Source organism: Streptomyces sp. AM25 (genome assembly GCF_058146165.1).
Genome location: NZ_JBKIWN010000009.1, coordinates 219,179 through 238,994 on the forward strand (window position 1 = coordinate 219,179; position 19,816 = coordinate 238,994).

The 19,816-nt window shown below is 70.0% G+C and carries 17 protein-coding genes, 1 pseudogene and 1 riboswitch; of the genes and pseudogenes, 8 read left to right on the forward strand and 10 right to left on the reverse strand.

Features of this window, described 5'->3' with window-relative positions; translation table 11 throughout:
• Positions 1 to 26 precede the first annotated feature (26 nt).
• Positions 27 to 173, reverse strand: a riboswitch (cobalamin riboswitch).
• A 117-nt stretch (positions 174 to 290) separates the two neighbouring features.
• Complete coding sequence (locus tag ACLHRZ_RS13705) at positions 291 to 1,742, forward strand: aldehyde dehydrogenase (protein ID WP_490418661.1); 1,452 nt, start codon at positions 291 to 293, stop codon at positions 1,740 to 1,742.
• Positions 1,743 to 1,818: 76 nt separating this feature from the next.
• On the opposite strand, the gene ACLHRZ_RS13710 is transcribed toward ACLHRZ_RS13705, so the two are convergent.
• Positions 1,819 to 2,385, reverse strand: a complete 567-nt coding sequence (locus ACLHRZ_RS13710) for a TetR/AcrR family transcriptional regulator (protein ID WP_490418662.1) — start codon at positions 2,383 to 2,385, stop codon at positions 1,819 to 1,821.
• 99 nt (positions 2,386 to 2,484) lie between these two features.
• Here ACLHRZ_RS13710 and ACLHRZ_RS13715 point away from each other — a divergent pair, with 99 nt between their 5' ends.
• Positions 2,485 to 2,871 carry a nuclear transport factor 2 family protein gene (locus ACLHRZ_RS13715; RefSeq protein ID WP_490418663.1) on the forward strand — a complete coding sequence of 129 codons (387 nt, stop codon included), beginning with the start codon at positions 2,485 to 2,487 and terminating at the stop codon, positions 2,869 to 2,871.
• A 70-nt stretch (positions 2,872 to 2,941) separates the two neighbouring features.
• On the opposite strand, the gene ACLHRZ_RS13720 is transcribed toward ACLHRZ_RS13715, so the two are convergent.
• The gene (locus ACLHRZ_RS13720) at positions 2,942 to 3,187 is read right to left on the reverse strand and encodes a DUF7848 domain-containing protein (protein WP_490418664.1); all 246 of its coding nucleotides are present in this window, start codon (positions 3,185 to 3,187) and stop codon (positions 2,942 to 2,944) included.
• A 203-nt stretch (positions 3,188 to 3,390) separates the two neighbouring features.
• A complete protein-coding gene (locus tag ACLHRZ_RS13725; RefSeq protein WP_490418665.1) occupies positions 3,391 to 3,876 on the reverse strand; it encodes an ATP-binding protein in 486 nt (161 codons plus the stop codon).
• Positions 3,877 to 4,144: 268 nt separating this feature from the next.
• On the opposite strand from ACLHRZ_RS13725, the gene ACLHRZ_RS13730 reads away from it, so the two are divergent.
• Positions 4,145 to 4,999, forward strand: coding sequence for a helix-turn-helix domain-containing protein (locus ACLHRZ_RS13730; protein ID WP_490418666.1), 855 nt, complete (start codon positions 4,145 to 4,147; stop codon positions 4,997 to 4,999).
• Positions 5,000 to 5,009: 10 nt separating this feature from the next.
• Positions 5,010 to 5,207 (forward strand): hypothetical protein, encoded by a 198-nt coding sequence (locus ACLHRZ_RS13735; protein ID WP_490418667.1) that lies wholly within the window; start codon positions 5,010 to 5,012, stop codon positions 5,205 to 5,207.
• Positions 5,208 to 5,254: 47 nt separating this feature from the next.
• Here the strand turns inward: ACLHRZ_RS13735 and ACLHRZ_RS13740 are convergent, their stop codons facing one another.
• The 5 genes from ACLHRZ_RS13740 to ACLHRZ_RS13760 form a co-directional block, all read right to left on the reverse strand.
• Entirely contained in the window at positions 5,255 to 5,842 is a 588-nt protein-coding gene (locus ACLHRZ_RS13740) for a hypothetical protein (protein ID WP_490418668.1), read from the reverse strand.
• Positions 5,835 to 7,613, reverse strand: coding sequence for an alpha/beta hydrolase (locus tag ACLHRZ_RS13745; protein WP_490418669.1), 1,779 nt, complete (start codon positions 7,611 to 7,613; stop codon positions 5,835 to 5,837). Before ACLHRZ_RS13745 ends, ACLHRZ_RS13740 begins: the two co-directional genes overlap by 8 nt.
• Before the next feature lie 15 nt (positions 7,614 to 7,628).
• Entirely contained in the window at positions 7,629 to 8,027 is a 399-nt protein-coding gene (locus ACLHRZ_RS13750; protein ID WP_490418670.1) for a hypothetical protein, read from the reverse strand.
• 49 nt (positions 8,028 to 8,076) lie between these two features.
• Positions 8,077 to 9,342, reverse strand: coding sequence for a type VII secretion-associated serine protease mycosin (gene mycP, locus ACLHRZ_RS13755; protein ID WP_490418671.1), 1,266 nt, complete (start codon positions 9,340 to 9,342; stop codon positions 8,077 to 8,079).
• A gap of 1,535 nt (positions 9,343 to 10,877) precedes the next feature.
• Positions 10,878 to 11,579: a hypothetical protein gene (locus tag ACLHRZ_RS13760; protein ID WP_490418672.1), complete on the reverse strand. Its 702-nt coding sequence runs from the start codon at positions 11,577 to 11,579 to the stop codon at positions 10,878 to 10,880.
• Positions 11,580 to 11,859: 280 nt separating this feature from the next.
• Between ACLHRZ_RS13760 and lanKC the strand changes: the two genes are divergently transcribed.
• From lanKC to ACLHRZ_RS13780, 4 genes and pseudogenes are all read left to right on the forward strand, one after another.
• Positions 11,860 to 14,418: a class III lanthionine synthetase LanKC gene (gene lanKC / locus ACLHRZ_RS13765; RefSeq protein WP_490418673.1), complete on the forward strand. Its 2,559-nt coding sequence runs from the start codon at positions 11,860 to 11,862 to the stop codon at positions 14,416 to 14,418.
• A gap of 91 nt (positions 14,419 to 14,509) precedes the next feature.
• On the forward strand, positions 14,510 to 14,629 hold the full coding sequence (locus tag ACLHRZ_RS13770) for a SapB/AmfS family lanthipeptide (RefSeq protein ID WP_490418674.1): 120 nt from the start codon (positions 14,510 to 14,512) through the stop codon (positions 14,627 to 14,629).
• A 96-nt stretch (positions 14,630 to 14,725) separates the two neighbouring features.
• On the forward strand, positions 14,726 to 16,504 hold the full coding sequence (locus tag ACLHRZ_RS13775; RefSeq protein WP_490418675.1) for an ABC transporter transmembrane domain-containing protein: 1,779 nt from the start codon (positions 14,726 to 14,728) through the stop codon (positions 16,502 to 16,504).
• Between the two features lie 956 nt (positions 16,505 to 17,460).
• Positions 17,461 to 17,946, forward strand: a pseudogene (locus ACLHRZ_RS13780) (ATP-binding cassette domain-containing protein); the annotation flags it as partial.
• Between the two features lie 282 nt (positions 17,947 to 18,228).
• Here the strand turns inward: ACLHRZ_RS13780 and ACLHRZ_RS13785 are convergent.
• Together ACLHRZ_RS13785 and ACLHRZ_RS13790 are read right to left on the reverse strand one after the other, a co-directional pair.
• Positions 18,229 to 18,843, reverse strand: coding sequence for a LuxR C-terminal-related transcriptional regulator (locus ACLHRZ_RS13785; protein ID WP_490418676.1), 615 nt, complete (start codon positions 18,841 to 18,843; stop codon positions 18,229 to 18,231).
• A gap of 182 nt (positions 18,844 to 19,025) precedes the next feature.
• Positions 19,026 to 19,625: a TetR family transcriptional regulator gene (locus ACLHRZ_RS13790; protein ID WP_490418677.1), complete on the reverse strand. Its 600-nt coding sequence runs from the start codon at positions 19,623 to 19,625 to the stop codon at positions 19,026 to 19,028.
• Positions 19,626 to 19,816 lie beyond the last annotated feature (191 nt).

The window sequence follows — 19,816 nt, forward strand, 5'->3', positions numbered from 1 at the left end:
GGCCCGGCCCCGCATACCTCGACGGGTGAGCCTGTTCCGCCTCGGTACGGGTGCTCCGGCTCGCAGGGTCCGGGCCCTGCTCACGGTTGCGGGTCAGCGCCGGATTCGCACCGGCTTCCCCCGTTCCGAGGTGGGATGAAGTTGTCCCGGACACCTTAACCGGACGCTCGCATGCGTGGCGGGGCGGTTACGTACCGCACACACGTGGCCCGTCCATTGCCCGTGCCACGGGGAGCTGCTATCCCCATCTGATGGAACGTCAGATGCATCGGACGTGAAGGGGCTCACAGATGACCGGAATCGTCGAGCACGGACAGCTCTTCATCGGCGGCACCATGGCCGCCCCGGCGACGGACGCCGTGCTCGACGTCGTCTCGCCGCACACCGAGGAGGTTATCGGGCGCGTGCCGCACGCCGCGCCCGCGGACGTGGACCGGGCCGTGGCCGCGGCCCGCACCGCCTTCGACTCCGGGGTCTGGGCGGGCCTGCCGCCGGACGAGCGGATCGCCGTCGTCACCCGTATCAAGGACGCGATCGCCGCCCGGCACGAGGAGTTCGCCCGCGTCATCTCCGCGCAGAACGGCTCCCCCTACTCCTGGGGCGTCCTCGCGCAGGCGCTCGGCGCGGTGATGGTCTGGGACTGCGCCGTCTCCGTCGCCCGCGGCTTCCCCTACGAGGAGCGCCGGCCCGGCGCGCTCGGCCCGCTGCTCGTGCGGCGCGAGCCGGTCGGCGTCGTGGCGGCCGTGGTGCCCTGGAACGTGCCGCAGTTCACCGCGGCCACGAAGCTGGCGCCCGCCCTGCTGGCCGGCTGCTCGGTGATCCTCAAGCCGTCGCCCGAGACCCCGCTGGACGCGTACCTCCTCGCGGAGATCGCCGCCGAGGCCGGGCTGCCGGAGGGCGTGCTGTCGGTCCTCCCCGCCGGGCGGGAGACCGGCGAGTACCTCGTCGGGCACCCCGGCGTCGACAAGGTGGCCTTCACCGGGTCGGTCGCGGCGGGCAAGCGGGTCATGGAGGTCGCCGCGCGCAACCTGACCCGCGTCACGCTCGAACTGGGCGGCAAGTCCGCCGCCATCGTCCTGCCGGACGCCGACCTGGACGCGGCCGTCGCTGGCATCGTGCCCAGCGCCTGGATGAACAACGGCCAGGCCTGCGTGGCCCAGACGCGCATCCTCGCCCCGCGCCTCCACTACGCCGAACTCGCCGAACGCCTGGCCGCTGCCGCCTCCGCCCTGCCGGTCGGCGACCCCCTCGACCCGGCGACCGCGGTCGGCCCGCTGGTGACCCGGCGGCAGCGGGACCGCTCGCTGGACTACATCGCCGTCGGCCGGCAGGAGGGCGCCAAGGTCCTTGCGGGCGGCGGCCGTCCGGCCGGCCGGGAGAAGGGCTGGTACGTCGAGCCGACGCTCTTCGGCGACGTCGACAACGCGATGCGCATCGCCCGCGAGGAGATCTTCGGCCCGGTCGTCTGCCTGCTGCCCTACGAGGACGAGGCCGAGGCCGTCGCCATCGCCGACGACTCGGACTACGGCCTGTCCGGCAGCGTATGGACGACGGACGTGGAGCGGGGCATCGAGGTGGCGCGCAAGGTGCGTACCGGCACGTACTGCGTGAACACCTTCAGTCTGGACATGATGGGCCCGTTCGGCGGCTACAAGTCCTCCGGAATGGGGCGGGAGTTCGGGCCGGAGGGGTTCGCGGAGTACCTGGAGCACAAGACGATCCACCTGCCGGCGGGGCGGTAGCGGGTGGCTCTGCCGGCGCAAATCCTCGATTTCAGCGGCGTGTCGTGAAGATCGGCACCGGCAAGCAGACTCGTTGTCACGTCCGGGCGAGGAGATCGTGGACCAGGCGGCGGGCGTAGTCCTCGTCGGTTCCGGGGACCGAGAAGACGACACGGAAATACAGCGGGGCGACCACGTGGTCGAGGATCTGTTCCAACGACGGTGACGCGACGCCCTGTTCCTGCGCGGCGTCGAGGGCGAGCCGGAAGCGGTCGCTGACGCGACGGAGGCACTCGCGGAGTCCGGCGCGGCGTTCGTCCACGTCGGAGGCGACCTCGGCGCGGAAGAACGCGATGCCGCCGGGCCGGGAGAGGTCGATGAGCGTCCAGACCGCCTGGTTCTCCAGATCGGTGCGCAGGTCTCCGGCCGGTGCGGGGACCTCGGACTCCTGGCGCTGTTCGGTGACATCGGCCAGGAGGGCCGCGATCGTGCCCCAACGGCGGTAGATCGTCGTCGGGTTGACCCCTGCCCGCCTGGCGACCGCGGGGACGGTGACCTGGTCGGCGCCGTGTTCGGTGACCAGTGCCACCACCGCGTCGTGCACGGCCGCGCGGACGCGGCTGCTGCGCCCGCCTGGTCTCTTCGCCGGTGCTTTTGCGTCCACCTCCACAGCTTAAAGCAAAGGGTTGCGCGTTAGTGCCGTTCGGGCCTACCGTCAACTTAAAGCAGTGATCACTGCTTTAAGTTTGTGAAGGGAACAGCCATGACCAACAGCGAAACCGCTCAGGAGCTCGGCCGGCGCTTCCACCAGGCCCTCGCCCGGCGTGACTGGAGCGGGGTGCGCACGCTGCTCCATGACGATGCCGTCTGGACGCTCCCCGGTGACAACACCGTCTCGGGTGCGGCGACAGGCGCCGACGCGGTGGTGGAGCGCGCCCGGAAGATCGCTTCTTACGGCCTCGACTTCGAGCTGCTGCACGTCCTGGTGAGCCGCGAGAACGTGGCCCTGTCGCTGCACAACACCGCTCGCCGCGAAGACGCCGTGCTCGACGAATACCTCAGCACGGTGTGCCGCCTCCGCGACGGCAGGGTCGCGGAGATCGAGACCTATCTCTCCGACGTCCCGGGGATGAACGCCTTCTTCGTCTGACCTGCCAGACCTCAGGTGCCGGAGGAGCCGAAGCGAACTCGTCCGGCGCTTGAACAGCGGGGCAGGCAGCCTACGAAAGGATCGCCTTCTCCAAACTGGTCTTCCAGTGCCGGTGTGCGATCTCCCTGTAGCCGGTGTGGGAAGGGTTGGCGCCGGAGTGCTGCATGGCCCAGTCGAGGGCGGGTTCGACCGCCGCGCACGGCCCGGAGCTGTCGGTACAGGCAGCGCAGTACAGTTCGTGCGTCACCAGGGGATTGCCCGGCACCTTCGCAGAGGTGATCTTCCATCGGGCGAATCGGAACGTGGAACGGGTCACTTGCTTCACCTTGGCTCGTCGTAGGGAGTGGATCTCCTGCCGACAGGTCGTCGCCGGGCGCCGCGCCCTGCAGGTCTTCCGGCTGGGCCTGTTTCCGACCCCTGCATGGACAGGGTCGGGTCGCACCTGGGCTGTGGTGCGATGGCAACCATGCTGCGCGTCGCGGTCCTTGGCGGGGGACCGTTCGTGTCGCGCCGCCCGCCTCAGAGGCGGGTGTAGTTCTTCGCTGCTTCGCGTGAGAGCACGACCCACATCTTGCTGCCAGCCAACGGTCCGCCTGCGGCGTCCAAGCCGCAGATCCCGCCGCAGGCGCTGACGATGGCGTAGAGCGTGGAGAGTGCCGCGCGCCGCCGCACCCAGCATGAGCTGGCAGTGCCCCTGGGGTGGGCGGGGTGTTCGTCGAAGACAGTCAGCCGTAGCACTCCGAAGCGCCAGCGCATGGACAGGCTCGCGGCCTTGTCCGGCGTGAACTGGTAAGCGTTCGCGAGTAGTTCGGATGCCGCCAGGGTGCCGAGCTCGGTCATGTCGGCGAGGCCATGGTCGGAGAGCAGGCGTCGCACGACCGCCCGGGCGGTGGACAGGCAGTACGCGCCGCCCGGGAGGCCGAAGGAGTAGTTGAGGTTGGCGGGGATCGGTGCGCGCGACGCCGCGGACCCTGCCTCTGGGCAGCAGGGTGGGTTGTTACTCATGCGCAGTAACTCCATGGTGGTGGGGGAAGGAGTCCTCGCACGCTGGCGGCCACCGGTGGCTCGCCTCCCTGGGCGTGAGCGTGCCCGCGCAGGGAAAGCGGGCGCGCTCACGCGGTGCACTTCCGGTGCGCTCGCGTGTGAGCGGTGCGTCACCGAATGTAGGGGCATCGCGCAACGCCGGACAACCTTGTCCGGAAAGACAACTCTGTCGGTGGACCGGGCCGTGCTCCGCACGGCATGCTTCGCGTTGATCGCAAGGAGGGTTCACATGCCGTCGAGGAGCCATCCGACCCAGCGGCAACGGCGCTTGGGCGCCGAACTGCGCAAGCTACGTGAGGCCGCGGGGATGACCGCAGAAGAAGCCGGCGCGGTGGTCAACATCAAGGCGTACCAGGTCAGCCACCTGGAGGCTGGGCGCGTGGGCATCACCCCGAGCCGCCTACGCACGCTGGCCTGCAACTACGGCTGTGCCCACGAAGATCTCGTGGAGGCCTTGGTGGCCATGGCCGACGAGCGCGAGAAGGAGCGATGGTGGGACGAGTACCGGGGATCGCTCCCACCGGGCTACCTTGACATCGCCGAACTCGAACACAACTCCCCTGGAATGTGCTTCTCTTCCAGCGTCCACATCCCGGGGCTGCTCCAGACCGAGGATCACGCACGGGTCATCTTCGAGGAGGCGGTTTCACCGCTGCCGGCCGATGAGCTGGAGCTCCGCATCGAGCACCGGATGAGACGGCAACGACTGCTGGACCGGAAGAACCCGCCAAGGTTCGACGCGATCATTCATGAAGCGGCTCTGCGCATGCAGTTCGGAGGCCGTAAGGTCGCACGCGCCCAGCTGAAGCACCTGCTGACGGCAGGCGAACGCGACCATGTGCGCGTTCTGGTCATCCCTTTCAGGGCTGGAGCCTTCCCTGGTTCCGGGCAAAACGTGCTCTACGCCTGCGGGGCGGTGCCTCCGCTCGACACGGTGCAGCTGGATGCTGCCCACACGACCGTCTTTCTCAGCGCCGATCTCCAACTGGAGAACTATCGGCGGCTATTGGAACGCACAGAACGCAAGTGCCTGTCGGCCGAGGATTCGCAGGCGCTGATCCAGGCCATCATGAAGGAACTCTGAGGGGAAGAGCATGTCCGAGATCCAGTGGGAAGAGCCGCTCTGCGCAGGTGGCGGCAACGCGTGCATGCAGATCGGTCGAACGGCGGACGGCGCCCCGGTGCTCCGGGAAGCCACCCGGCCCGATGAACTGGTCACCACCACCCGTGAGGGGTTGCGCAACTTCATAGAGGCTGCGAAGCGTGGGGAACTCGACCACTTCGTCGTGTAGCCGCCTTCCGAGTCATCGCCGCCTTCGGGTAGCCGTGACTTGAGTTCTCAGTACTCGGCACCCAAGTCCGTGCCCTCGGGCGCTCGGAAACACGCAGAGACCAGCGTGACCATGATTCCGGACTCCTTGCCGGCAGACGGAGGGTTTCCGGGCTTCGTCCCGTCGAACAGCTCAATTCTGGCTGTGTATTGCTCCTTGGTGGAGTTGGCGAAGATTCGCAGATCTTTGGACTGGCTAGTATCTGGCCCGTACTCGGTGATCTTCCATCCGTTGTCGGGCAGCCCCCCTCTCGCCGTTTGAAACCCTTGGGACAGAGTGTCCAGAGAGACCCCGTAGACGGACCACGTGTGACGCACTCTGTAGAGGTGCTCGGGATCCTCGGCGCATGTTGAAACGCTGGGGCCGGGTCGAGTTGTCGCCCCATTCCGGATTCCTATCAGGTCGAATATTTGACTCGAAAGCGTTTTCGTCTTCGTTCTGGCCTCGTCAACATCAAGCGTGACCGGCTTGTATCCGAGCTTATCCACTTTATTCACTTTCGAGCATGCCGTTCCGGCAGCTGCCAGAATCACTACGATTGCGGCCGTGACGAGTGGGCGGCCTCGACGTCCCACGGCGGAGATTGCTCTACTCATGTTCCACCTTGTTGTACTGTCGGACGACAACTGCTGCCTGGTTGTAGAGGCTTTGTGAGCCGGCGTCCCAGTAGCCGCCATGTCCGTCGGAATCCGTCGCCATTCTGTTGGCGCCGAATGCTTCATCGGATGGCACGGTCTGCTGGTACCCGAAGTTATATGGGATGCCGTGCCAGGTCTGCACTCCCCATTTGTACCCGCCAAGGCCCGCGACCCGGCCTCCGGCCGGGACTTGATCATCTGCAACCGAGGCAGCCTCGGACCAAACATGCCCCTTCCCGACGTCGAGGTCGTCGGCTTTGCCGACCAGCATTCCCGGGCTGCCTGCCACAATGATGTCATCAGCCGCGAGGTGCCCTCTATTGGAGGCGTCCCCGACCACGGTGCTGCCGTAGCTGTGGCCAATGACAGTCGTGTGGCTCTTGCTCGGGCCACCCTGTGCAGTCTGCAACCCGTCCAGAAAATTATTCAGTTTCGGGGATCCCGCATGCGCGTACTTCTCTTCCGTAGCCTCAGGAACGATGCTCTGCGGAGCGTCATAACCAAGCCAAGTCACGGTTGACACGTCGGAAACCCCGGGCATGCCCTGCGCAGTTGTCCACAATCGGGTCATTCGCTTGATGTCGCCATCGATCTTCCCGAGTCGTGCGGTAGTTCCTGGCACGTAAACCGCAGTATGAGCGGCTGTATCCGGGTTCCCGTTCGCGACTATGGCGTGCCCATTGCCTCTGGTGTCGAAACCCAGCAGGTAGGCCTCAGGAAGCCCTTCCTTGCCATTGTTCCCGAGATCCAATCGCTGCTGAACCGCATCCATCCCCTTGAGGCTGTCAGTGAGCCGATTCTTCTCAGCATCCCACTTCCTCCATTCTGACGCGATCACCCACTCTCCGCGTGCGCCGTGCTTCAGCTTCTGAGGCTCGTGTTGGCTGATTTCGTCCAGGCGGGCAGTGGCATCTTCTCGACTTGCGGACAACACGATCCTGTTCGCGCCATCGCGAACATCGGCTGGCAGGCCGTCCAGCGAGCCGATACTGGCCGGGTATAGAGAGGAATATTCATCACGTTCCGCTTGGGACAGGCTTCCCCACCATCTGGCGTTCTCCTTGGGGGCCTTGCCTTTAGGAACGCGGGATTCTGGGAAGTGCTTACCTGCAGCGGCGCGGACGTCCTGCACGTCGTGAGCGACAGCGGACCAGTCGGTGTTTTTCAGATTTCCGTCAGTTCTGAGCTTGGCAAGAGATCGGGCATAGCGCCCATCGATCTCGTTCGCCTCGTTGAGCGCATCGCCTATGCGGTTCGCTATCTCCTGCGCCTTGGCCTGGTTGGGGTCCGGCGTGCTGTCCGGCTTCAGCAGTGACGGCATCGAGCCGGGGGCTGCCGGTGTCGGGAGCAACGGAGCCGGGGCTGACGGGTTCTTCGGGTACTCGACCGATCCATCCGGCTTGACCGTGAACTTCAGGCTCTGTGCGTCCTCAAGCGCCTGCTTCAACTTCCGCTGAGGAGCTTCGAGCTCTTCAGCCAGGCCGCTGAGAGCAGTGCGGATCAGTCCGCATTCTGCGTGGATGTACTGGTAGTTCTTGCTGAGCTTGTCCAGATTCTGCAGGGCAGCGTCTGCGGCGTTGCCCTGCTGGGTGCCGCGCAGCTTGGCGGTCATCTGTTGGTCCACGCACTCTCGTGCGGCGGCGGCCCGGTTACTTATCAGGCTCCAGCCTTCGGCTGCCTTGGTGAACTTCGAGCGGTCCAGGTTCGCCAGTTCATCGATGGTTACCACGGTTGGTTGTCGCTCCTACTTCGCGTAATCATCGATCTTGGACTTGGCGTGTGCGGCGTCGAACGACGCCTTCACGTGGGCTTCGTTCTCTCCGAAGTTGGTGCCGGCCTCCTTCAGCGATCCTTCGAGTTGCGCACAGTGGTCGCGGACAGCGCTGAGGCGACTCTGCCAACCACCCAGAATCCCGGCCAGACTTGAGGAACTCGCGAAGCCGGTTGTGCCCGACTTGATGCCGTCGTGGGCATGCTCCAGGTCCTGGAGGCCCGTCTGCATGCCGTGTTGCAGTTCGCTTGCCACTCCCGAGGCCGCAGTCCACGGCTGCACGCTCGCCTTGTGCGTGTCACCCCCTCCGGAGCCGGATCCGGTGGAGGCCAGATGTATTCGGGCGTCCTGTTGGAGGTAGGCGTCCGTCATCGTTCAGAGCTCCCAGGGGGTGGTGCGGTACTTCGGGGCGAGGGAATCGTCAGGCCTTGCGGCGGCGGGTGATGAGCATCGGGACGCCGACTCCCAAGGCCACTACGAGGGCGATGCCTGCCGCGAGCATGTTGCGCGTGGACAGGAGGCTGTCGCCTTCGGAGGCCTGGTCAGCGGCGGTTGGCTTGGCTTCGCTGTGCGGGGACGGTGACGATTCCGACTGCGGTGCGAGCGGGCTGACGTCGGGCGGGCCGGGGTCGCCGGGGGCCTGGAGGGCGATGCGGGGGCGGACGACGCCGTAGCCGATGGTGTCGCTGCGCTTCTCGCCGTTCTTCGGGCCGCCGGCCGTGTTGATGAGGACGCGGAGGACCTGGTTCGCGGTCCAGTCGGGGTGGACGGACCAGACGAGGGCGGCGGAGGCGGAGGCCAGGGCGGTGGCGTCGCTGGTGCCTTCACTTACGCAGACCCCTGAGGTTCCGTTAGTGCAGGGGGCTGCCATGTCTGCTCCCGGGGCGGCAAGCACGACCTGCGGACCTTGCTCGGACCAAGCAGTGGCCTTGATCTCTCGATCCACCGCCGAAACTCCTACGACGCCAGGAACTGCAGCTGGGTACAGCACGGGGTTTCCCTGGTCACCGGAGTTTCCGGCACCCGCGAAGACGAGCTTGCCTTTGCCCAGTGCGTAGTTGACAGATTTGGTGACCTGGTCGTCGTCGTGCCTCGCCAATGAGATGTTGATGACCTTCGCTTCAGAGTCGGCTGCGTAACGAATCGCAGAGGCGATTGCCCCGGACTCGTCTTCAAAGTTGTCCGTGTCGGTGACGCGAAGAGGAAGGATCTTGGCACCGGGAGCCAGACCGAAGGATCCTGCGCCCTTTCCTGTTCCCGCGATGAACAGTGCCATCCGCGTTCCGTGCCCATCAGCATCACCGCGCCCGTCACCGTTTTGCCCTGGAAAGTCGCGTCCCTTGAGTACTTGCCCTTGCAAGTCAGGGGTCGCAGCATCGACGCCGGAGTCGATGACAGCCACGGTCATTCCTTCGGCGGTGCTCGTCTTCCAGATTTCTTCAGCGCGCATCGCGTCCAGGTACCACTGCCGCGAGCGTGTTTGGTCGGCATGGGCCTGGGTCCCCGTCGAGCCTACGAGGAGTACACCGCCCGCGAGGAGTCCAAGCCATCTGCCGGCCCGGTTTCCGGCGTAGCCATACATACGCTTTCCCTCAGTCGATGACCGGCGGAACCACACGGCGGTGTCCCTCGTTCCAAGTTTCTTCATCCTCGACCAAGTAATCAGGCCGCCGACCGCGTTGTCCACGTTGCGGATTGGAGCGGCGCTCACTTGTGAGTCCCGTCCCGCCCGGGGTGAACGGACGATTCGCGGTTTGTGATCCCTGGTGAGGCTGTCCGCCCACAGTTCCTCCTGGCTCGGACGCCAGCCTCCTGCCGCCCCCATTCCCGAACTGATTACTAGGCCTCCCCGCTGGTGACGCGGTGCTAGGCCCTGGGAGGGTCGAAGCGCGCCCTCCGCCTTGCTGGGGCTCCGCGCCGATGACGGTGCCTCTGGGAATCGCGTTGCGCGGCTGCTCTCCCGGTCGCGGAGCCGGACGTCCCCCGACGATGCCGTCAGGAGCACGATTCGGGACCCGGCCTACGTGCTCGCTGGCCTCAGTCTGGCCGGGAGAGACCCTGCCCGAGGTTCCCTCGACGGCTCTGGTCCTGCTGAGCCCCTGTGCTGTTCCTGCAGGCAACCCGCGTGGGTTCCCGAAGCGGGGAGAAACAGACGGTGCCGGCACCATGTTCAGCGAGGCGCTGCCGCTAGGGAGCGACGCAGTTGCTGTGCTTGACGTTTCCGTCAATGCCTGAGGGACGGCGGTTGCCACCCCGTCGATCCGGCTGAATGCCGGCTGATCGGGAAGTCTGCGCACACCATCAGGAGCGGCTGCAGTCTGAGGCCTCGTCAAAGCTTGGTGGCCCGAGGTTTCCAACCCTGAAGCCAAGGCAGTTGGGGAGGAATTCGCGCCGGCAATCACTCGCTTGGAGTCCCGCGGGGTCTGAACATAACGGTCGACCCTGCCGTCTTCTTTTGGCAAGATCTTCCCGGAAATCGCAGGAAACACAGGCCGCTCCGCCCCCTGCACATTGTGCGCCGACCACGCATACGACTCCGCCAGCTGGCGCATCAGCCGTGCCGCTTCCGCGTGGTCCGCGTCCAGGCGTTGTTGCGCTGCGTACGCCTCCTGTTGCGTCGGGCCCCGCCCTTGCAAACCGCCGGACTGGCCTCCCCCCGCCAGCGGCGGCGACACCGCGCCCACCTGGCCGGGGTTGGCCGCCCGAAACGCGTCCAACGTCATCCGCGACCCCGCCGAGACCTCCGGCATCGCCCCATGCACATGCGTCAGCGTCTCCGCCGCGTGCCCCATCCACGTCCCCGTGGTGCTGCTGAAATGCGCAAGCCGCTGTGCCGCGTTCGCCAGGTCCGCGCCCCACATGCGGAACGCCTCGCCGCCCTCGCCCTCCCATTCCACATGGGCAGTGTGGGCCTTGAGGTCCTCGGCGATGCCGCTGACCGCCTCCGCGGCAGCCGTCAGCTTCCGGCTCAGCTCGGCGGCCGCCGACGGCGACGCGTGCTCCACCATCGCGCGCAGCTCGTCATGCGACTTCGACTCGAAGTCCGACACCGTGAAGAGGCCATTGACCTGCTGCCTGATGAGAGGGCTCACAGAACCACCGCCGACTGCAGGCGTGGTCATCGGATCGCCCCTTCGTCCTTCGTCGAGCTTCGTCGAATTGCTTCGCGTTGACGGATGGAGCTTACTGTCGGGCTCCGACAGCCCACCTGAGTACGCGTACTCAGTGAGGACTGTTCCCGTCCAGGACAAGTCGGGCAGCCGGACGGCACGGCCGGCCCATGGCCGCGCATCGTTGCTCGAAGTCCGGCGGGAGCCAGCTGTCCGCCAGCAGGCGAGGGTGGGCGGGGAACGCCGTGATGGCCGCCAGGGCGAACAGCAGCGACGCCCACGGCGTGTGGAGCCGGACGGTCAGGTACTGGCCGCTGTTGGTGTTGTGGAAGCCGGTTTCGAAGATGTCGGGGGCGACGAGGTCGATCGCGTCCAGGCCGTCCCATACGAGGTCGAGCCATGAGACGGGGTGCCCGAAACGGAGCTTCCGTGCCGAGACGGTGACTTCTCCGGGTCCCTCCGGCACCCATCGGGGTTGCGCGTCGAGTGCGGCATTGCGGCGGCGCGCGGAGTTGCCGAGGGCGGAGGCGGCCATGCTGCCGATCACGAAGGCGGGGCCGCCGAACGCGACGACGTTGTTGTGCGTATAGCTGCCGTCGCCCAGGGCTCGCCAGGTGAAGCGTTGTCCGGGGCCTACCGCGAGTACACGGTCGCCGGGGTCCACCCGGGCTGTGGTGGCGACGAGCGGGCGCCGGTCCAGCCGGCCTTCGAGCAGGTCGGCGAGGATGTCGCACGAGTGCCACAGGTACTCGTCGAGCGGGGACCATGTCGACTGGGGCCGATGCCCCGGCGGGGGCACAGAAGGCTTGGTCACTGTCTCTCCGGTTGTCCCGTATCCCTGCGCTGAGGTGCCGTAGGTCTTGTCCGGCAGACGAGGAGCCTAACGGTGGCCTTCGTACGTCCGTACGTCTTGCGGTAGTCAACCTGACGTAAGCGGGGGGACTGCTGTGGCTTGAGGCACCCAAAAAGGCCTGGACCAGGACAAGTTACTCATGCGTTCCGCACGCCTCCTTTGTGACAACCGCGACTGGTCGCCCCCACCCCGGCGTGGAACTCTCGTCCCGTCACCGGACGGGGCGAGGGGGAGTGCTCACATGGACATGCGGTACGAGGTCCACTGCCTGGCCGACCGGCACTTCTACGAGACCCCGGACCGTCTGGCCGCCCTCGGTTCCGAGGGGGGTGACGGGCTCTTCGAGCCCGCACGCCGGGCCGCGCCCGGTGGGTGGCGGACCGCGCGGAGCGGGGACTGGCTGCACTTCATTCCCGACGGGCCGCGGCTGCCGTCCCAGGGGTGGAAGATCCACGTGTCGGCCACCGCCGACGCCGCGGAGAAGACGGCCGCCGCCGTGTGGGACTACTGCATCCCGCGGGGCATCTCCTTCAAGTTCGTCCCCAGCCGGCCCCTTCTCCACCTGCGCAACAGCAAGTACGCCGCCCGCGACGCCAGCGGGAAGTTCGTCACCGTCTACCCGCGGGACGAGCAGCAGCTGCGCACGGTGCTCACCGAGCTGCACGAGATCGTCGGCGGGCGGCCGGGGCCGTACATCCTCACCGATCTGCGCTGGCACGAGGGGCCGTTGTACGTCCGGTACGGGGCCTTCGAGCAGCGCTACTGCCTGGACGGGCGCGGCGTGCTCGTCCACGCGGTCGAGGACGGCGCGGGGCGGCTCGTCCCCGACGCCCGGAACCCCGCCTTCCAGGTGCCGGCGTGGGTGACCCTCCCCGGCTTCCTGGAACCCCACCTCGCCGCGCGCAACGCCACGACCGTCGGCGAACTGCCGTACCGCATCGAGAAGGCCCTGCACTTCTCCAACGGCGGCGGCGTCTACCGCGGCACCGACCTGCGCGACGGGCGTGCTGTCGTCCTCAAGGAGGGCCGCCCGCACGCCGGGCTCGCCGCGGACGGGGCCGATGCGATCGCCCGGCTGGAGCGGGAGAAGGCGGCCCTGGAGAGGCTGGACGGGCTCGGCGTCGCCCCCGCCGTGCGCGACTGGTGCACCCTGGGCGACCACCGCTTCCTCGTCATGGACTTCGTCGAGGGCCGCACCCTCAACTCCTTCTTCGCCGAACGCCATCCGCTGATCGCCGCCGACCCCGACCCCGCCGCGCTCGCCGAGTACACGGCCTGGGCGCTGCGGATCCACCGTGCCGTCGAGGAGGCGGTCGAGGCGGTGCACGGCAGGGGAGTGGTCTTCAACGACCTGCACATGTTCAACATCATGGTCGCGCCCGACGAACAGTCCGTCGTCCTCATCGACTTCGAGGCCGCCGCGGACGTCTCCGACCGCGGCCGCCAGGTCGTCGCCCACCCCGGCTTCTGCGCCCCGCCCGGCCGTACGGGCACCGCCATCGACCGGTACGCGCTGGCGTGCCTGCGGCTCGCGCTGTTCCTGCCCATCACCACGCTCTTCGCCGTCGACCGCGGCAAGGCCGCCCACCTCGCGGACGTCATCGCCGCCGAATTCCCCGATGTGCCCAAGGGGTTCCTGGACGAGGCCGTCGACGAGATCACCCGCGAGGAGCGCGGCGTGCGGGGCCGGACGCCCCTGCCCGAGCCCGGCGACTGGCCGCGCAGCCGGGACTCCATGGTCCGCGCCCTCCTCGCCTCCGCCACGCCCGACCGCGACGACCGGCTCTTCCCCGGCGACGTCGCCCAGTTCACCGAAGGCGGCGGCCTCGGGCTCGCGCACGGCGCCGCCGGAGTGCTCTACGCCCTCGCCGAGACCGGCGCGCCGCGCCACGAGACCGGCGAGCAGTGGCTGCTCGACCACACCGACCCCGCACCGCCCGGCACCCCGCCCGGCCTCTACGACGGGCTGGCCGGTGTCGCCTTCGCCCTCGACCGGCTCGGCCACCGCGACCGTGCGCTCGGCCTCACCGAACTCGTCCTCGGCGAACGCTGGCAGCGGCTCGGCTCCGGCCTGCACGGCGGCGTCGCCGGCATCGGGCTCGTCCTCGATCACTTCGCCCGCACCACCGGTGAACCGGACTTCCATGAACGGGCCGTCGAGGCCGCCCAGTTGCTCGCCGACCGGATGGCGGCCCCCGCAACGCCGGGGACCGGCCGGGCCGGGCTGCTGCACGGCGCCACCGGGTCCGCCCTGCTCTTCCTGCGGCTGTACGAGCGGACGGGCGCCCCGGCCCTGCTCGACCTCGCCGGGTCCGCCCTGCGCGCGGACCTGGAGCGGTGCGTCCGCACGGCCCGGGGCGCGCTGGCCGTGGACGAGGGCTGGCGCACCCTGCCCTACCTCGGCGACGGCAGCGCCGGCATCGGCGCCGTCCTGGACGACTACCTCGGGCACGTCCCCGGATCCGACCTGGCCGATGCCCGCCCCGGGATCCTCGCCGGTGCCCGCTCGCGCTTCTACGCCCAGCCCGGCCTGTTCCAGGGCCGGGCCGGGATGATCTGGCACCTCGCCCGCACCACCGCTCCCGGCGTCACCCCGGACCGACTGGTGCGGCAGATCGCCGCACTGGGCTGGTACGGCATGGACTACCAGGGCGGACTGGCCTTCCCCGGCCACCAGATGATGCGGCTGTCCATGGACCTCGCCACCGGAACCGCAGGCTGCCTGCTCGCCCTGGGCGCCGCCCTCGGCGACCGCACGGCACAACTGCCGTTCCTCCCGCGCCCGCAGGGGCGCCCCTGAACCGGCTCCCCGCCGATGCGGAGGAGTCGTGGCACAACCCTGTTCAACCTGTTCAACTCTGTCCCCATGAACGTGATGAAAGGAATGGATCATGTCGCTTCTCGACCTCCAGGGCATGGAATCCGAAGAGCAGGCACACGGCGGTGGCGGCGGCAGCGAGGTCAGCCTGCTGCTCTGTGACAGCGTCGGCAGCGTCCTCCTGTGCCTCTGACGCACGCCCTGGTGATCGGTAACCGGTGACCGCTCCGGGCGGGCCCTTCCCCTTCGGCGGGAGGGCCCGCTCGACCGCACGGAAGGGCTCCCGCCCATGGCCGCGAGGCACCGCCGATCCCGTCTCGGCCCCGGCGACCGGCTCGTCGCCGACGCGACCCGGTACGTCGGCGCCCGTACGCTCGTCCTCGGCCTGACCTCCGTCGCGGGCACCGGCGCCGCCCTGCTGCTGCCCGCCGTCCTCGGCCGCACCGTCGACCTGCTGCTGGCGCGGCAGGGCGCCGAAGCGGGCCACTGGGTCGTGCTGTGCGCGCTGCTGCTGTGCGCACCGGCCGTCTTCGACGCGCTCGACGGCCTGCTCACCGGCACCACGGCCGCCGGGGCCACGGCCTGGCTGCGGAACCGGGTGCTCGGGCACGTCCTCGCCGTCGGGCCGCGGGCCACCGCCCGCTTCGCCCGCGGCGACCTCGTCACACGCCTCGTCGGCAATGCGGCCTACGTGGGCACGGCCCCCGGCAGCCTCGCCTCGGCCGTCGCCTCCGTCGCCGCGCCGCTCGGCGGGATCGCCGCCCTCGGCCTCGTCGACCCCTGGCTCGCCGTCGCCTTCCTGGCCGGAGCCCCCGCACTCTTCCTCCTGCTGCGCGCGTTCACCCGGGCCTCCACCGACTGCCTCGCCGCCTACCAGCGCCTCCAGGGCGACCTGGCCGGCCGGCTCGTCGAGGCCCTCGACGGCGTGCGCACCATCACCGCCGCCGGAACGGCCCGCCGCGAGGCGGACCGCATCCTGCAGCCGCTCCCCGGACTCTCCCGCGAGGGCCACCGCATGTGGCAGGTCCAGGGCCGCTCGGCCGCGCAGGCGGCGGCCGTCGTGCCGCTGCTGCAGATCGTCGTGCTGGCCGTCGCCGGACTGCGCCTCGCGCAGGGCGCCCTCAGCGTCGGCGACGTGCTGGCCGCCTCGCGCTACGCGGTGCTGGCCGCCGGGATCGGCGCCGTCGTCGGCCGCCTCAACGCGCTGGTGCACGCGCGCACGGCCGCCGGGCGGCTGGCGGAGGTCCTCGCGGAGCCGCCCGCGCGGTACGGGCCGCGGGAACTGCCCGCGGGCGACGGGACCCTGCGGCTGCGCGGCGTGACCGCGGTCCGCGGGGGCCGTGCCGTGCTGGACGGGCTGGACCTGGTGGTGCCGGGCGGTACGACCCTGGCGGTCGTCGGCCGCTCGGACGCCGGCACGTCGGCCCTCGCCGAACTGGCGGGCCGGCTGGCCGACCCCGACGCGGGCGTCGTGGAGCTGGACGGGGTCCCCCTCCGCGACCTCACCCGCACCGCACTGCGCTCCCGCATCACCTACGCCTTCGCCCGTCCCGCGCTGCTCGGCGGCACGATCGCCGGCACGATCGGCCTGGGTCCGCACCCGCCCGCCCCCGAGGCGGTGGCCGCGGCGGCGCGGGCCGCCTGCGCGGACACGTTCGTCCGCCGCCTTCCCGCGGGCTACGGCACGCCCTGCGCGGCGGCGCCGCTGTCGGGCGGCGAGTCCCAACGCCTGGGGCTGGCAAGGGCGTTCGCCCGCACGGACAGCCGCCTGATCGTCCTGGACGATGCGACGTCGAGCCTGGACGCCGTGACGGAACGCCGCATCACCCGCACCCTCCTGACCGCCGCGGGCCCCGCCCGCACCTGTCTCGTCGTGGCCCACCGCGCCACGACGGCGGCCCGGGCGGACCGGGTGGCCTGGCTCGAGGATGGCCGGATCCGAGCGGTGGGAACCCATGCGCACTTGTGCGAACTGGCGGACTACTGTGCGGTGTTCGGCGAGACGGAGGGGGATGGTGTGCCTGCTGGGACGCAGAGGGCGCGGGGGGCAGCGGAGGCGGAGGCGTAGCCGTGGACCCGAAGCCCGAGGAGGGCCCCGTGGGCGGAGCCCGGACCCCCCGTACCCCGGCCCGGCAGGGCGCCCGGTTCCTGTGGCGCCGGCGCCGTGCCGTCGCCGCCCTCGCGGGGTGGTCGGTCGCCGAGGCCGCGTACACCTTCGCCACCGGGTACGCCCTCGCCCGGGCCCTCGACGCCGGGTTCCTCGCCGGGAGGCCGGCGACCGGCCTCGCCTGGCTGGCCGGCGCCGCCGGTGCCGTCCTCGTCGGCGCCTACGGCACCGGCCGCACCTACCGCGGCACCGCCGCCCTCGCCGAGCCCCTGCGGGACGCGCTCGTGCGGCGCGTCGTCGCCCGTGCCCTGTACGACGGCGACCGGGCCGCCGTGTCCTGGCTCACGCACCAGGTCGAGATCGCCCGCGACACCTTCGCGGGACTGGTCATGGTCGCGCGGACGTTCGTCTTCACCGCCGCCGGGGCGCTGGCCGGCCTCTGCCTCCTCGCCCCCGTCCTGCTTGCGCTCGTCCTGCCGCCGCTGCTCGCGGGGCTGGCGCTGTTCGCGATGACGCTGCGCCCGCTCGTCGGCCGCCAGGAGGCGTTCCTCGACGCCGACGAGGCCGTGGCGCAGTCGCTCGGCGACGTCTGCGCCGGCCTGCGCGACGCCGCGGCCGCGGGCGCCGAGGAGCGGGTCCACGCCGGCACCGCGGCCCTCGTCGACGCCGAGCGGGACGCCGCGTACGCCCTGGCCCGCTGGTCCGTGCTGCGCGTGGCGGCGCTGGCCGTCGCGGGCCGGCTGCCGGTCGTGCTGCTGCTGGCCGCCACGCCCTGGCTGCTGGACCGGGGCGTGTCCGCGGGGGCGCTCGCCGGCGCCCTCGCCTACCTCACCCAGTCCCTCCTGCCGGGCCTGCAGAACCTCATGCACGGCCTGGGGACGAGCGGCTCGCGGCTGGCCGTCGTCCTCCGCCGACTGATGGCCGAACCCCCGCGGCCGGCACCGGGGTTGCGGACGGCCGCCGCCGTCCCGGGCACCCCCGCCGTCGCCCTGCGCGGCGTCACCTTCGCCCACGGCCCGCACGCCGCCCCCGTCGCCGACCGCCTCGACCTGGCCGTCCCGCACGGCGCCCACCTCGCCGTCGTCGGCCTCAGCGGCATCGGCAAGTCGACGCTGGCGGCGCTGATCGCCGGGGTGCTGGAGCCGCAGCGGGGCGAGGTCGCGGTGTGCGGGGTCCCGGCCCGGGCCCAAGGGGCGGGCGCCCTCCGGGTGTTGATCCCGCAGGAGGCGTACGTCTTCTCCGGCACCGTCGGCGACAACCTCCGCTACCTCCGCACGGACCCCGTCCCCGACCGCGAGGTGCTGGCCGCCGCCGAGGCGGTGGGGGCGGGTGAACTCCTGGACCGGCTCGGCGGGTTGTCCGCACCGCTCGTCCCCGGCGAGCTGTCGGCGGGGGAGCGGCAGCAGACCGCGCTGGTGCGCGCGTACCTCTCCCCGGCCCCCGTCGTGCTGCTGGACGAGGCGGCCTGCCACCTCGACCCGGCCGCCGAGGCGCGCGCGGAGCGCGCCTTCGCGGCGCGCCCCGGCGGCACCCTCGTCGTGATCGCGCACCGCGCCGGCTCGGCCCGGCGCGCGGGCCGGGTCCTCGTCATGGACGGGGCGCGGACGACCGCCGGGACGCACACCGAACTGCTGCAGCGCTCGGCGCTCTACCGCGACCTCATGGCCCCGGCACCGGCCCCGGTGTCACAGCCAGCCCGCCCCCTGCGATATGCGGATCGCGTCGACCCGGTTGCGGGCCCCGGTCTTCCGGGTGATGGCGGCCATGTAATTGCGTACGGTCCCGTTCGACAGGTGCAGACTGCGGGCGATCTCCCCGATGGAGGCCCCCTCCGCGGCAAGTGACAGCACGCTCAGCTCTCTTCGGGTCAGCGGCATGGCGGCGGCCTCCAGGAAGCCGTGGCCGAGCGACTCGTCGATGTAGCGCTCGCCCTTGGCCACGTGCCGGATGCCCTCGACCAGCCGGTCCGGTGAGGTGTTCTTGCTCAGGTATCCCAACGCGCCCTCCTCGAAGGCCCGGCGCAGCGGCCCCGGCCGCCCGGGTGTCGCCAGGGCGAGCAGCGCGGCGCCCCCGTCGCCCGGTGCGTGACATCGGTGCGCGAGGTCGCCGATGCCGCGCGGGCCGCCCGCCTCGGGTCCGTCCATGTCGACCACGCACACGTCCGGCCGCAGTGTCCGGTATCCGGCGGCTGCTCCTTGCCAGGGCGCCGCGGCGACTTCCAGGTCCGGCTCTCTGCCGAGCACGGTCGCCAGTGCCGTCCGCAGCAGGCAGGTGTCGTGTATGAGCAGGACTCGGATCACGTTTCCGTCCCTCCCCGTTCCCTGTGACGAACCGTCCCGGTCACGTCGGTCAATTCATACCGACGTGAACCTCTTTCCTGGGTAGGGAAATTAGGACGCCCGGGGGCGCGAGGACGTACCGAATCGGCCATGTATGCCCCACGCGCGAGCACATTGCGCCTACCGGGGCGCGGCCGGTCCCGTCACCTGGCGATGAGCCGGCACACCGTCTCGATGTCGATCTTGACCTGGGCGATGGAGGCCCGCCCCGACAGCCAGGTGATCAGCGCGGAGTGCCAGGTGTGCTCGATGACGCGCACGGCCGAGAGCTGCTCGGCGCCGGGCGGCCCGGCCGGCCCCATCGCGTCCAGGATGATCGCCGTGGTCAGCCGGGACACCGCGTCGACCTCGGCGCTCACCGAGCGGTCGGCGAAGGTCAGGGCCCGCACCATGGCGTCGGCCAGGTGCGGTTCGCGCTGCATCGCGCGGAACGCCCGCATCAGGGTCTGGGCGACCCGGGCCGCCGGGTCCTCCTCCGTCGGAGGCCGCTTGCGCAGCGTCGCGTGCAGCTGCTCCAGCTGGTCCTGCATCGTGGCGACGAGCAGGTGGACCTTGGAGGGGAAGTAGCGGTAGAGGGTGCCGAGGGCGACGCCCGCGGACTCGGCGACCTCGCGCATCTGCACCGCGTCGTAACCGCCGCGCCCGGCCAGCCGGGCGGACGCCTGCAGGATGCGGCGCCGCCGCTCCTCCTGACGCTCCGTCAGTGGAGCGGTGGTCGAAGCGGGGTGCGGATGCGTAGTCATGTGCCCCATTCCGTGCCCATCTGTCCAGTGCTGCGCGAAGGTTCTCCGTACGGCCCGGACGGCACAGCATGGCAGGGGCCGGGCCGTGGCGCGAATCACCCGGCGGCGCCCTTTCGGCCGCCCGTCGTGCCGGTAGATTCGGGGCTTCTGGACGACTCAGTCTGAAACTTGTTCTAGATTAGCGCGACCGG

Coding starts and splice junctions, on each gene's coding strand:
- ACLHRZ_RS13705 (WP_490418661.1), top strand. CDS start 291: ATGACCGGAATCGTCGAGCACGGACAGCTCTTCATCGGCGGCACCATG.
- ACLHRZ_RS13715 (WP_490418663.1), top strand. CDS start 2,485: ATGACCAACAGCGAAACCGCTCAGGAGCTCGGCCGGCGCTTCCACCAG.
- ACLHRZ_RS13725 (WP_490418665.1), bottom strand. CDS start 3,876: ATGAGTAACAACCCACCCTGCTGCCCAGAGGCAGGGTCCGCGGCGTCG.
- ACLHRZ_RS13730 (WP_490418666.1), top strand. CDS start 4,145: ATGCCGTCGAGGAGCCATCCGACCCAGCGGCAACGGCGCTTGGGCGCC.
- ACLHRZ_RS13735 (WP_490418667.1), top strand. CDS start 5,010: ATGTCCGAGATCCAGTGGGAAGAGCCGCTCTGCGCAGGTGGCGGCAAC.
- ACLHRZ_RS13740 (WP_490418668.1), bottom strand. CDS start 5,842: ATGAGTAGAGCAATCTCCGCCGTGGGACGTCGAGGCCGCCCACTCGTC.
- ACLHRZ_RS13750 (WP_490418670.1), bottom strand. CDS start 8,027: ATGACGGACGCCTACCTCCAACAGGACGCCCGAATACATCTGGCCTCC.
- lanKC (WP_490418673.1), top strand. CDS start 11,860: ATGGACATGCGGTACGAGGTCCACTGCCTGGCCGACCGGCACTTCTAC.
- ACLHRZ_RS13770 (WP_490418674.1), top strand. CDS start 14,510: ATGTCGCTTCTCGACCTCCAGGGCATGGAATCCGAAGAGCAGGCACAC.
- ACLHRZ_RS13775 (WP_490418675.1), top strand. CDS start 14,726: ATGGCCGCGAGGCACCGCCGATCCCGTCTCGGCCCCGGCGACCGGCTC.
- ACLHRZ_RS13790 (WP_490418677.1), bottom strand. CDS start 19,625: ATGACTACGCATCCGCACCCCGCTTCGACCACCGCTCCACTGACGGAG.